Raw genomic sequence first — 13376 nt, 5'->3', positions numbered from 1 at the left:
TTTTTACTTAAACGCATTTTATTGTTTGAAGAATATCTTATTTTGGAGTATAGAATTTTTGGCAATATTAAGCTCAATAGAGATAACTTGGCATTGATGAAAACAGCACCATTTGAAAAAACAATGAATTTATCCTTTGTACGACCTGTGATTTTTGATACCAGCAAACATATCTTTTATGATAGATATTTAGTGGCATATTTTTGTTTGCAATTTAATAAATTTGGAATGAATAATATTTCAGTACTATTAAAAGACTTAGATTCTAAAATGGGATATAGTGTAGATAAGATCATTTCAAGAGGACATAGAAATTGGATATATGCTTTTAGATACCCATTGAGCAAGGATAAAAAATAATGAACATTTACGGCATAGCAATATCTTACACTCCTAATGATATACTTAATGTAAATAAAGAAAACAAAGAATTCTTTGACTGTATAAGTGAGTATGAGTTAAAAAGAATTCAAAGAGACAAAGCTTATGCGAAATTATAAATTACAGCTCTTATTTGCTTTTTTAAAAATTGTCCTTGTTCTACTTTGTGCTTTTATAATCATTTTATCCCTTGTATATCATTGGGTTTTTCCAACATATGCATTAAAAATTTTAGGAACATTTATTATTTTAATCAGTATTTTTGGCTTTTTTCGTATTTTTTATCATACAAGATACACAGACGAAGCAATTATATATGAATGCTATATACAAAGTGATTTTTTACATATATTTACTCTTATAGGCTCTTTTATACTTAGCATATGTTTTTGCATTGTAGATATCTTGCTTGGAATAGGCATTTTTCTTTATTTATTAAAGCTTTCTTTGCAAGATTGGTATTATAAAGCTCAGCTAAGTAAGACTTGTTTCACCTTGTATCACCGTGTATATGGCAAATTATCTTACAAATGGGATGAAAGTTCTATATTAAGCTCCTTAGATAAAACTCAAAGTCCTATGTTTTATGTCAATCTTAGTGAGACTTATTATCTGCATATTTGGCATAAGGGCACAGTGATAAATGTTACTATTAAAAAAAATGAGGATACACTTAAACTTTACGAATATATTAAAAGGCATAGAAAATGATAAAAACGGTTTATGAAAGCGATGAGATAATCATAACTCAGCAAGATGAGCTAAGCTTTCATATGCAAATTAATGATCAAATTAAGGTATCTAATGACGCAAGCACCTTAACAAGTGCAATCAATGCTATAAGGAATGCTGTTTGGGCCTTAGATCTGTATTCAAGCAAAAAAATTCAACTTTTTATTACTATTGTAGGATCAATTCCTAACGCGGTTTCAATGCAAGGAAATCCAAACAATTCTGAATTAAAAAATTTTATAGTTTTACATCTTGATCTAATAGTTAATTTTGCGGCTACAAGAATAGCCTCAAAGATCTTAAATGAAGCACTTGTTACAGCTGCAATTGGCACAGCAGCAGATTTTATTGCGCCAACAATAGGCAATGTAATAGGTGCAACAAGTGGTTTTGTAGCTGGGGCTGGTAGAGTGTTATTTCTAGCTGGAGTAGGATATTTTTCAACAGCTCTACTTAGCGATGCTTACGATAGTTTAGAAATTGATGAGTTATATCAGTACTTAAAAAATAATATATTTAAGCTTCAAAACCAATATGAACAAGAAACACTAAGAAATCCCAACGAAGAAGAATTAAAAATAATTTTAAATAGTATAGATGAAAACTCTAAGTGTCTAGATGCGCTCTTGCATGCCTTTCCAAACTACCTTAACACCACCTCCTACTCAAACCCTCACCCAAAAAGCAACAAAACAAGAAATTTTCAACTTCTCATTAAAGATTATGCTAGCTTAAAGCCTTTAAAAAACAAGCACATAGAACTTATCAATATAGATTCTAAAAAAAGTTTAAAAAGGCTTACAAACAATAAAGGAGAGGCTTTGTTTGTGATAAATGAAGATGAGAGAGGGGATTTTTTTAATGTCCGCTTAATAGATGATAAAGAGTATGAGCAAGAGCCTTTTTATCTAGCAAAGGAAACCTTAAAAAATTCACAGCAAAGGCAAGTTTATCTAGCAAAAGAAGCTTCAATAAATTCACAAGAAAAGCAAGCTTATCTAGCAAAGGAAGCTTCAAAGAATTCACAGCAAAAGCAAATTTATCTAGCAAAGGAAAATTCACAGCAAAATCAAGCTACTCAAAAGATACTTAGTCCTAATAATTATGCAAATCACCAAGCCGTAATTTATTTTAAAAAAAAGGATGCCAAAGTTAAAGATGATATAAATCTTGTAGAAGAGCTTAGCTTTTTAGAGTATGTAGAATGGGAGCTAGATCCTAAAACAAGAGAGATTAAAAAGGCAAAAGAGAAAATAAAAATACATTATATCTTAGATCCTAGTTTGCAAGAAACGCGAGATGCTTTTAATGCAAGCCAAGATTTTGCAAATATCACAAAGAATTCTTTTGACACAAACCAAGATGATTCTCACACAACACAAAAGTCTTTTAATGCCACACAAACTTCTTCTAAAACCACACAGAATTCTTTTTATGTGGCAAAGAATTTTTCTCATACAAAACAAGAACTTACTCATAAAACACAGAATGCTTTTAATGCAAGGCAAGATTTTTCTAAGCTAACAAATAATTTCCTTGATAAAACACAAGAACTTTTTAATGCAACAAATAATTATTCTAAGACAAGCCAAGATTTTGCAAATATCACAAAGAATTCTTTTGATGCAAACCAAGATGATTCTCACAAAACACAAAATTCTTTTAATACAAGCCAAGCACCCTCTTACCCCTTTGCCCCAGGAACTTATATAGAATTAAAAGCAAGATTAAGGGATGATATGAGGGCTACAAGGGCTTTGAACTGGGCTTATCTAAGCCTTAAAGACGAAAATGAGCTTTATCTTTTTAAGGATAAAAAACTAGCTAAATATGATTTAAGCCCTCTTTTTGATCTAAGTGGGTATTTTAATGAACATCAAATGTATGATAAAATAGGCTTTCATCTGCCCTTACTAGAATGTGCTTATGTTATCATCTTTGCTAGCACGGCTGATATTGATATATATAAAAACACGCATTTAATAATCAACACAAAATTTAAAATAGGAGAAATTTCAAAGGATAGCATCATAGAGGCTAAGAGAAAAGAAGATCAAAACTACAAGGCTTTTAAATTTAGCCTAGCCAAGATAGAAGCACAAAAGAGCAATGATGGGCTTTTAGCTAGTGCTACAAAAGAAGCCTTGCCTTATTGGAATAAGCTTGATTTAATATGTAATTTAGAAGAGGCTGTGAATTTTTTAAGATCAAATAAAGATAAATTCAGCGAATTTTATCAAAAACATCAAGCAAGATACGCAAATGAAAATTCAAGCTTTGATCCTTTGTTTGATTATCTTAGAGCCTATCCAAGCCTAGCAGGAAAGCTTGCTTTTCTTTATAAGGGCTTTGATCTTGCAAATGAGGACTTTGTGGGGAGTGTTAAAGGCGATAACGGCGAGTATGTAAAAGATAGAAAGGACTTCATAGAAAACTCAAAACAAATACTCAAAAAAAGATCTAGCTCAAACAATCATCCTAACTTCATAGATGAATACAAGCAACTCAAGAACTTAAAAAATAATAAAAATTCAAAAAAAGATCTCATAAAAAGCCTGACAGAGACAGTATGTGAGCAATTTAAACTAAGCTTAGAAGATCTTGTATTTTTTAATGCACAAAATGCTTATGGCTACTATTATGCAAGTATAATTTATATCAATGAGGATTATTTAGATCTAGATCTTAAAGAAGTGCTAAAAACTGTATTTCACGAGCTAAGGCATTTGTATATAGAAACAAAATATAAGGCAGATGATACTAGCATATTGAAAAAATATCTACATTATAGCAAGTATTTTTATATCAATACAGCCCCCACAATCTTTGATGGATTTTATAAAAGCTGCAAGGTTGATGAAGCAGTTAAGGTAGGCTGCACTGTAAATACCAAGCAAAATGCCTATGAAATTCAACCAAGCGAAAGAGATCCTAGATATGTAGAAATGCAAATTGCCAAAATATTGCCATAAAGGATAAGGCTATGATGCTAAAAAGAATTCAACCAAGCAAGGATAATGTTGTTTTTAATATAAGAGAGGATAAAAGTGTGTATTTAGGAATTGCCACTAAGATCCTTTGCCTTACTGATAGATTAGAGCCTAGGTATCTAAGGGGCATAAATGATAGCATTTGTGATTTTACAGCTACTTTGTATCTAGGTAAGCTTAGTTTTAAAAAAAACAAAGATAGCAATCTGATCCCACATTATCTCCCCTCACAAATCACAGAAACTAGTTTTGAGGGCTTAAATAGCTTTTGGCTAAATGAAAAAAATCCAAACCCCAAAATGCCCTTTAAATCAATCATTCAATGTAAAAACATATATGATCTAAGAATATGCGAAGGAAGTGATGAAAGCATAGCACATCAAAAGATTTATTATTACCGCACAAAAAATAACATCACCCTAAGTAAGGAACAAATTCTAAGCTATTTCACAGAACTTCACAAACTTAACACTAGCCTTATTAAAAATTACATAGATAGCATCAACAAAGAAGAGGGCATCAAAGCCTATATGCCAACTCAAGCAAGCTATAAAAGCTTGCTGAATTTAGGCATCTTGCAAGAGGATATGTTTGAGTGGGGATTTGATGGAACCTTGCTTCCTAAATATTATGCAAGGCTTGTTGCTCTTGATTATATGAAAACACAAAAGCAAGCCCTTTTGATTCCTTATTTTAACGAGCTTTTTTATGCGTATTTGGTGTGGAGTTTAAAGGACTTTACCATACCATATGATGAGGGCAAATACCAAGATGAAAATAAGCTTTTATTTAATTTAGGTGCATATAAAAAGCATACTGAGATGAATTTAAAATCCCCAAACATAAAAATGCCAAATCCTTATAGAAAAGAAAAAAACTATGCAAAAACACAAATAGATCTTTTTTACTCAAATATCATACCTAGCGAATACGAAATAGGATATATAGAGGGCTATAAGGCATTTTTTCAATATTATGGTCCTAATTTTTCTCCTACAAGTGAAAAATATTTGTGGCTTAATTTGCCAAAATCTATAGGCTATGCCTTTAAAACCCCAAATTTAGACTTCTTTGGAGATGAGCACATTAAGCCCTCCCCATTAGGAAATTATTATTTTGAGCTTAAAGATAATCAAGATAGCTTTGTAGAGTATTATCAAAGAAACTATCCAAAAAAGCCTCCTAAACATTGGAGTAAAGAAATGATGGCTAGGCTTGAGCTAGAGTTAGAATAAAAGTTTAAAAAGCTTAAAAGAGAAGGGTTTGAAGGTTTAAAAGATAAAAGCAAAATAGAAAAATTTGCGGCGATGAAGTGTTTCTTAATCTTTTTAAGTAATTTAAAGTTAGTTTTCTAAAAGAATTTTGAGTAAAGGCTTTAAATTTGAGCTTAAGACTTTGAAAGCCCTTGAAAACTGTGGGCTTAAATTTTTAATTTGAAATTATTTGTAGTTTGAATTTTGTCAAGTTTAAATTGTTTAGATTTAAATTCTTTCAAATTTTAATTATTTAAATTTAAATTCACAAAAAAGTTGCTTTGAAAAGTTTTAAAGTAAAGAAAAACGCCAAGCGTCCAAAGCCTACATTCAAGAAAAACTTTTAAGCTTTCAATATAAATTCAAAAAAGCACTTTGCGAATTTAAGCTTTGAGTTAAATATTAAAGAATGCTTTGTGAATTTAACATTTAAAGTAATTTAAATTTAAGCTAAATGAAAGCCTTTTAACTTTTTAAATTCAAGCTAAAAGCTTATGAAAACTATCAGCTGCTTTCAAACTTTAAAATATTAAAACTGATTCTTAGCTTTCAAGCTTTCAAAGCCGTCTTTAAGCCTTAAATCCTTTTAAAACTGTTTTCAAACTTTTTTAACTTGCCAGCCTTTCAAAGTGCCTTTAAGTTTATTTGAATTTTTCAAGCTTATACTGAATTTAAATCTTTCAAATTATCTCAAGCATTTTCACTTTTTTAAATTCCATTTAAAGCCTTTTTTGCTCTTTAAATTCAGCTAAAAAAGCTTTTAAAGCCTTTTTCAACTAAAAATCCTTTCAAGCCTTGAAGCTTCTTTAAAAGCTTGTAAGTCTTTTAAATTCAAGCTTAACTTTAAATTCAAGTTTAAGCTCTAAATCAAAGCTAGCTTAAAAGCTTAGCTCCTAGCCTCTTGTCAATGCCTATATCATCTTTTAGTCTAAGTTAAGAACTTTTTGCTTAGTAGGACAATTTAAAGTCATCTGCCGTGCTAAGGTGGTTTGCTTCGCAAGGCTTACAATCCGTTGGGTGGATATTTAAAGAGTGGGTAAATTTAGCATATGAATTTTTAATTTTAGAATTTTTTGAATTTTCTTTTATATTCTCACCCTGAGCCACATTGTCATATGCTGACTTCACTTCGTTTGCAAATCCTAAGGATTGAAGCACGGATTGAGGCAAAGCCCAAATATCTTTGGATTTTCTTGATATACTTTGCCTTAGTATGACAAACTTTGCGTTATTTTGAGATACTTCGGCTTTGCCTCAGTATGACAAGACAAAAGCTAAGATGCTTCCCCTTAACTTCGTCCAGTATAACAAAAAAAATTGCTAAATCTACTCAGTTTAAATGAAGTTTAATGCCTTTTTGTAAAAAAGCCTTTAAAATAAGCTTGAAAGTATGGTTAACATAAACAAGTCGCTTTTGAATTTTAATAAATTATGCTAAAAATTCAAGCTCTATGTAAAAGCGATACTGTTTTGAATTTTTCTTAAAGATGTCAAATTAAATTTAGCCTATTTGATAGTTTAAGTTTGAAGGGCTAAGTTAAGTTACTTAGGCTTAACTTAGCCAAGGAAGTAATTAAATTGCCTTTAATGAAGGGATTCTATATAAGACATAGCACTCAAAGCAGCAACAGCACCGTCTGCTGCCGCACAAACTACTTGCTTTGGAGCATCTTGTCTAATATCTCCTGCACCAAAAAGCCCTGCAATGTTTGTTTGCATCTTTAAATTCACACTCATTTGCCCCCCACTTTGCATATCACATAAAAACTCCCCATTTTCTTGTCTTAAAACCTCATTTCTCACATTAAGCCCTACAAAGACAAAGACCCCAGGCACCTTTAAATCCCTCAAGCTTTCATCTTTTAAGCGAATTTTCAAGCCCAAAAGTCCGCTCGCATCTCCATAAGCCTCGTCTATGGTGGCGTTTGTGATGAACTCGATTTTGTCGTTTTTCTTTGCCTTTTCAAGCGTTATGGGTGCTGCACGAAAGCCATCTCGTCTGTGGATTATATAAACTTTTGCACAAATATTTGCAAGATATAAGGCCTCTTCTATGGCTGTGTCGCCTCCACCAAGTACTGCTACTTCTTTGTTTTTATAAAAAAAGCCATCGCAGGTAGCACAAGTGCTAACCCCTTTGCCAAAAAACTCATCCTCTCCCTTAAAGCCAGCCCTTTTTGGAGCTGAGCCTGTACAAATGATGACGGTTTTAGCCTTTTGGATCTTACCTCCTTCGATTAGTATATTAAAGGAGCCGTCCTCATTTTTACTAACCCTTTCAATGCCTACCATTTCGTGCTTTAAGCCAAAACGCATACACTGCTCGTTCCAAGGATTCATAAAGGATAAGCCGTCCATTACCTGAGCAACTCCGGGATAATTTTCTATCTCAGAGCTTGAGGTGATCTGCCCTCCTGGCATACCCCTTTCAAACATAACAACCTCTTTAAGCCCTCCTCTGGTGGCATAAAGTCCTGCGGCAAGTCCTGCTGGACCACCTCCGATAATCGCTAAATCTAACATTGTTTCTCCTTTGATACATTGTTTGTGCACTGCTTTTTAAGCGACTTGTAAAAATCATCGCTTATCTTAGATATACTTGATCTTTGCTTTACAATCCCATCTGCTTACACTTGCGAATGCAATGCATTTCGCACTAAAATTCACAGCAAATGTTAAGATTAAGGCGAAAATTCAAGCAAAACCTGAATTTTGTCATAAAAAATCCCTCACAAAACTTATGCTTGATTTAAACATAGCAAGGCTAGCAAAATTTAGCATTTCAAATGCTTATAAATTACAAGCCAAAACACTGCAAATTCAAGGCTTTAAATTCATTTGCTGCACAAATTTCATCTCAAAATTCACAGCTTAAAAAACACAAAATAAACTCAAAATTCAAGGCTTTGATTTAAACATAGCAAAATTTGCAAATTCAACAGTTGCATTTGAATTTACTAAGGTAAATCCTTGCAAATTCAAAGCCTTGAATTTATTTGCTACAAGCTTTATTAAAATTCACAAAGCTTTAAATTCAAGCCTTCCTTTGAAATTTAAGTTTTAAAAGCCTTAAATTTACAAATCAAATCGCTGTAAATTCAAGGCTTTTAATCTTTACCTTGCAATTTTGCCTAACTTACAAGCTTAGGCTTTTATGCTCAAAATTTTGAAAACCGTCTAACATTATATTTAATAAAGGTTACCTTTTATCTAAGTTTTTCTTAAAATTTAATATTTTTTTTAAACTTGCTTGAATTTTGTGTTAAAATGCTTTCAAGCCTTGAATTTAGGGTATTTGTAATGAGTTTGTGATAAATTTAGCTAGGCTTAATTTTAATAAGCAAATTTATACACAAGGCTTTGTGAATTTAAGCATTTAAAAAGGAGCTATGATGAAAAACAAGGGCTTTGATTATTATTGGATCTTTTCTCTTTTTGGCACTGCTGTTGGGGCTGGGATCTTGTTTTTGCCTATTCGGGCTGGAACTGGAGGCTTTTGGGCTGTGGTGGCTATGACTGTGCTTATCTTTCCTATGGTATGGCTTTCTCATCTTGCCTTGGCTCGCTTTGTCCTTGCTTCTAAGAGTAAGGATCACGATATAACCTATGCTGCTGAGGAATTTTGGGGCAGAAGGCTTAGTATTTTAATAACAGTGCTTTATTTCTTTGCCATCTATCCCATCTGCCTTGCTTATGGGGTTGGTATTACAAATACCTTTGGCAATTTTTTCATAAATCAGCTAAATTTAAGCACCCTTTATGATGCTAGCACCAAAGAACTTTACCCAGTCGTGCGAGCTATTTTGGCCTTTGTCTTAGTAGCAGCGATGATGCTTGTGATGCTTTTGAAAGAGGAGTTAATCACTAAAATTTGCACAGCCCTTGTCTATCCTCTTTGTGCCGTGCTTTTTGGCTTTTCCTTATATCTAATCCCTCATTGGAAGCTTGATTTAATCACTTCAATGCCAAGTGCGAAAGACTTTTTTGTGGTAATTTGGCTAACCTTGCCCGTGCTTGTATTTTCCTTTAATCACAGCCCAGCTATTTCAACCTTTGCTCTTAGCACTCGCAAAGAATACGAAGAACAAGCAGGACAAAAGGCAAATAGCATACTCTTTAAAACAGCCTTAATGTTGCTTGTATTCATAATGTTTTTTGTCTTTTCTTGCATACTAGCACTTGATAATGAGGACTTTGCTGCAGCAAGAGAGGCAAACATCCCTATTTTATCATACTTTGCCAACAAATTTGATAATCCTCTAATCTCTTATGGGGCTCCTCTTGTAGCCTTCTTAGCCATTGTAACCTCCTTTTTTGGACATTATTTTGGAGCAGCTGAGGGCTTAAAGGGCATCATTCGCAAGGGGCTTAAAATGGCTGGAAATGAAACCCCAAATTTAAGAGCTATTAATGTATTTACAACAGCCTTTATGTTTGTAAGCATAGTCTTTGTTGCCTACATAAATCCTAGCATTTTGGGCTTTATAGAGGATTTAGGAGGACCTGTAATCGCAGCTATTTTGTTTATAATGCCTGTTATTGCACTTTATACAGTAGCTTCTATGAAAAAATGGCAAAACAAGCTTGTGGATTGCTTCGTGCTAATCACAGGGCTTTTAACCATCACAAGCGTGGTTTATAAGCTTTTGTAAGCTTAATGTTAAATTAAGGCTTGAATTTAGACTTGCTATCTAAGCTTGTTCATTCAACTTTTGAAGAAATTTTTAAGCCTTGTTATTATTATGTGCTAGTAGCTTAAAGGCAAAAAATTTACAAAGAAAGCTTTTAAAGAACTAGCTGCTAAAAACAGCAAAGCTTATATGAAAATCAGATTTGCTAAGATGAATTTGAAAGATGATTTGTTTGAATTTAAAGTGCTTTAAAGGGGTGTTATTTAGTGTTAAGAGGGCTAAGTTTAAGCGGCTTTAAGCACTTAAACTTAGTTTGATAACTTACAACAAAGCGTTAAGCTTATCGGTAATGGATTGTTTGCTTTGTGCTCCAATGAGAGTATCTACAACTTGTCCGTCTTTTAAAAAGACAAGGGTTGGAATGGAGCGAACACCAAATTTAGCGGATAGATCGCCCTCCTCATCGGTATTTACCTTGCAGATTTTCGCCTTGCCCTCGAAGTCGTTTGCAAGCTCGTCAATGACGGGGGAAAGCATCTTGCAAGGACCACACCAAGGTGCCCAAAAATCAACCAATGATACGCCTGATTCAGTTTGGCTAAAATTGGCTGAATTAAGCTCTATATACTTACCCATTTTTTCTCCTTTTTAAAATTTTGTGTAGCTAATTCTAACAAAAAAAGGTTATAAAAAACTTAAAAACTTATATTTTCTCTAAGATCGGTTTTGTTTTTATAAATGCAAAGTAGATCCATTTGAAAGTCTGAATTTAGCCCCTTTTCTAGCAAATAAAAATTCACAGTTTTTAAAAGCTTTTCAAATTTAGACCTTGTTAGCCTATAACTTGCCTCATAATTGCCTGCCGTGCTTTTAACCTCTATAAAATGCAAAATTTCGCCTCTTTTTGCCACTATGTCAATCTCTCCAAATTTGGAGTGAAAATTTCGCTCAATTATCTCAAAGCCTTGATTTTTAAGATAAGCACAAGCCTCATCCTCGCCTACAATTCCGCTTAAATACTGCTTTAATCCCATTTTTCAATACGCATCATAAAGGGCTTAGCTTTCACAAAGTCTTGCTTTGAAAGCTCTTTTAAGAAAGCCTCAATCTGCCTTTCAAAGCTGTGATGAGTGGTGAAAAACAGAGTGCTGTGCGGCTCTTTTGCCTTTGGCTTTTGCAAAAAGCTATCCACAGAAATGCCAGCCTTACTCATTAAAAGCGTAATCTTGCTTAAAACGCCGATTTTATCCTCTACCTTTAAACGCAAATAATACTTCGTGTAAATTTTATCCCTTGGAGTAAGCGTGAATTTGGGCTTTTTTTCAAAGCCAAGCATAGCAGTTTTTGGCTTTTTAGATCTTGCAAAGTCCATCAAATCGCTTATCACAGCACTTGCCGTTGCAAGCCCTCCTGCTCCTGCTCCGTAATATAGGCTTTCTCCAAGCAAATTTCCCACCACACTAACGCCGTTCATCACCCCGCCAACCTTTGCTAGCATTTTATTTTTATCTATCATAGCAGGATGCACTCTAAGCTCTACTGAGTTTTTCTCGCATTTTGCAATGCCTAAGAGCTTTATCTCGTAGTCAAACTCCCTTGCAAAATACATATCATCCTTTGAAATATCCTCAATGCCCTCAATTAAAATGTCTTCGGGCTTCGTGCGTAAATCAAATGCCAAACTAGCAAGGATTAAGAGCTTATGAGCTGCGTCTAAGCCCTTTATATCAAAGCTTGGATCAGCTTCTGCATAGCCTAGCCCTTGTGCTTCTTGTAAGGCTGCTTCAAAGCTCGTGCCACTTTTACTCATAGAGCTTAAAATATAATTGCTAGTGCCATTTAGTATGCCAAAGATGCTTGTAATTTCATTCGCACAAAGTCCTTCTTTAAGCACACGAATGATGGGTAAGCCCCCAGCCACGCTTGCTTCGTAGCCAAAAAAGCTATGCCTTGCAAGTGTTGCTAACTCGTAGCGATGATGAGCTAGTATGGCTTTATTTGCGGTGATTACGGGCTTTTTGCGTTTTAACAAGTCTTTAACCGCTGTTAATGCAGTATCCGTGCCTCCCATAAGCTCGACAAAGATGTCTATGTCCTCTCTTTTTAGCACCTCGTTTAAGTCTGTGCTTATAGGAATGGGTGCATTTGGCTTTGGCGTTCTAGCTACTGCTACCACGGGCTTTATGGCTACCCCACAGCGAGCCTTGATAAGGCTTTCATTTTTAAGCAAGCCCTCGCACACAGCACTTGCCACCGTGCCATAACCCAAAAGGGCAACATTTATGCTATCTTTTTTTAAACTCATTTTTTGTCTTTCTTTGAATTTTTTAGGTGAATTTTTCTAAATTTTGTGAATTTTTTGACAAAAATTTAAAAAATTCACACAATTTGCTTAAAAAATTCACAAAGCTCTATGAATTTTTAGCGAATTTTTTGTAAAAATTTAAACATTGTAAGGTTAAATTTTAGCAAAACTGTGTTGCAGTTTTTATAAGCAAAAACACAAACAATGACAAATCGACAAATTATTGCTTTTTTAAATAGCAACTGTTATAAACATATAATGCTTAGATAGGCTGTATTAAACTGTGAAAATAAGCTTACTTGCAAGAAAAAAACTCAAAGGCTTTGTAAAATTCATTTCGCTATTTTTAAGATCCTAAAAAGCAAAGGCTTATATTTTGCTTAGATATAATTTATGTGTAAGAGTAAAATTTAAAGGATCTTGCTAAAATTACTACAATAATCCAAAGTGAATTTAGCTAGAATTTAAATGATAATTTTTGCACTGTTTATATTTTAAAGCATTTTTGTTTGACAAATAAGCATTTTAAAATTCTAAAAGGAGCATAGTTGATAAGATATCTTCCTCTTGAAACTAAGATTGAATCCTTAAAGCCATATCAAAATGAAGGCAAAACTTATAATTTGATTAAAACGCTCATAAGTGCTTATAGGGGCGATTATGAGCTTAAACAAATTGGCAGCACCCTAAATTTCAAAGGCAAGCTTCGTATCTCTTGGAGCTTTGATGTGAAATATAACAAAAACATTGATTTAATATTTTTTCCACAAAATAATCCCTATGTAAATTATGCCTTCCTTTGCATTAAAGATTTTCCAAAACAAATGAAAGATGAAACCATTGAGCGAGAAATCACTAGCTTCAAAGTAGATTACAACATAAATTATGACTTTGTCAAAGAGCTTTTATCAAAAGCGGAATTTAGTGAATCTCAACAACAGCGATTTTTTGATGTCCGCTTTGGCAGCGTTTTTGTGCCTATGGAGCTGGAGTTTGAATGGTATCTTATAGATTCTAAATTTTCTTTTGAGGAAATTAGCATTGTTCGATCTGATAGCTTTTTAACTAGCCCTATTTTAATAGG

12 protein-coding genes and 1 pseudogene are annotated in these 13376 nt (G+C 33.4%); 8 read left to right on the top strand and 5 right to left on the bottom strand.

The genetic code is table 11. The features are described from left to right. The 5 genes and pseudogenes from DMC01_RS13725 to DMC01_RS10905 all read left to right on the top strand — a co-directional run. Positions 1-360: pseudogene (locus DMC01_RS13725) on the top strand (hypothetical protein); the annotation flags it as partial. After that, a complete protein-coding gene (locus DMC01_RS13720; protein ID WP_185908879.1) occupies positions 360-500 on the top strand; it encodes a hypothetical protein in 141 nt (46 codons plus the stop codon). The pseudogene DMC01_RS13725 and the gene DMC01_RS13720, both read left to right, overlap by 1 nt. After that, positions 487-1092 carry a hypothetical protein gene (locus DMC01_RS10915; RefSeq protein WP_142694243.1) on the top strand — a complete coding sequence of 202 codons (606 nt, stop codon included), beginning with the start codon at positions 487-489 and terminating at the stop codon, positions 1090-1092. The genes DMC01_RS13720 and DMC01_RS10915 overlap by 14 nt, the downstream gene beginning before the upstream one ends. After that, positions 1089-4085 carry a hypothetical protein gene (locus DMC01_RS10910; RefSeq protein WP_142694242.1) on the top strand — a complete coding sequence of 999 codons (2997 nt, stop codon included), beginning with the start codon at positions 1089-1091 and terminating at the stop codon, positions 4083-4085. Before DMC01_RS10915 ends, DMC01_RS10910 begins: the two co-directional genes overlap by 4 nt. 11 nt (positions 4086-4096) lie before the next feature. Next, positions 4097-5338, top strand: a complete 1242-nt coding sequence (locus DMC01_RS10905; RefSeq protein WP_142694241.1) for a hypothetical protein — start codon at positions 4097-4099, stop codon at positions 5336-5338. A gap of 966 nt (positions 5339-6304) precedes the next feature. On the opposite strand, the gene DMC01_RS10900 is transcribed toward DMC01_RS10905, so the two are convergent. After that, the gene (locus DMC01_RS10900) at positions 6305-6484 is read right to left on the bottom strand and encodes a hypothetical protein (RefSeq protein WP_142694240.1); all 180 of its coding nucleotides are present in this window, start codon (positions 6482-6484) and stop codon (positions 6305-6307) included. A gap of 456 nt (positions 6485-6940) precedes the next feature. Continuing rightward, positions 6941-7879 carry a thioredoxin-disulfide reductase gene (gene trxB / locus DMC01_RS10895; RefSeq protein WP_142694239.1) on the bottom strand — a complete coding sequence of 313 codons (939 nt, stop codon included), beginning with the start codon at positions 7877-7879 and terminating at the stop codon, positions 6941-6943. A gap of 121 nt (positions 7880-8000) precedes the next feature. On the opposite strand from trxB, the gene DMC01_RS10890 reads away from it, so the two are divergent. Then, positions 8001-8231 (top strand): hypothetical protein, encoded by a 231-nt coding sequence (locus DMC01_RS10890; protein ID WP_142694238.1) that lies wholly within the window; start codon positions 8001-8003, stop codon positions 8229-8231. 517 nt (positions 8232-8748) lie between these two features. Further along, a complete protein-coding gene (locus DMC01_RS10885) occupies positions 8749-10008 on the top strand; it encodes an SLC5/6 family protein (RefSeq protein WP_142694237.1) in 1260 nt (419 codons plus the stop codon). 300 nt (positions 10009-10308) lie between these two features. On the opposite strand, the gene trxA is transcribed toward DMC01_RS10885, so the two are convergent. The 3 genes from trxA to DMC01_RS10870 are packed head-to-tail and all read right to left on the bottom strand — an operon-like array spanning position 10309 to position 12271. Continuing rightward, positions 10309-10623 (bottom strand): thioredoxin, encoded by a 315-nt coding sequence (gene trxA, locus DMC01_RS10880; RefSeq protein ID WP_142694236.1) that lies wholly within the window; start codon positions 10621-10623, stop codon positions 10309-10311. A 59-nt stretch (positions 10624-10682) separates the two neighbouring features. Continuing rightward, positions 10683-11021, bottom strand: coding sequence for a YraN family protein (locus DMC01_RS10875; protein ID WP_142694235.1), 339 nt, complete (start codon positions 11019-11021; stop codon positions 10683-10685). After that, the gene (locus DMC01_RS10870) at positions 11012-12271 is read right to left on the bottom strand and encodes a homoserine dehydrogenase (protein WP_142694244.1); all 1260 of its coding nucleotides are present in this window, start codon (positions 12269-12271) and stop codon (positions 11012-11014) included. Before DMC01_RS10870 ends, DMC01_RS10875 begins: the two co-directional genes overlap by 10 nt. Before the next feature lie 569 nt (positions 12272-12840). Here DMC01_RS10870 and DMC01_RS10865 point away from each other — a divergent pair. After that, the coding region (locus tag DMC01_RS10865) for a hypothetical protein (protein WP_142694234.1) at positions 12841-13376 on the top strand (536 nt) is incomplete at its 3' end.

Source organism: Campylobacter troglodytis (assembly GCF_006864425.1).
In the GTDB taxonomy this organism is placed as follows: Bacteria; Campylobacterota; Campylobacteria; order Campylobacterales; family Campylobacteraceae; genus Campylobacter_D; species Campylobacter_D troglodytis.
This window is presented reverse-complemented; position numbering and strand designations above follow the sequence as displayed.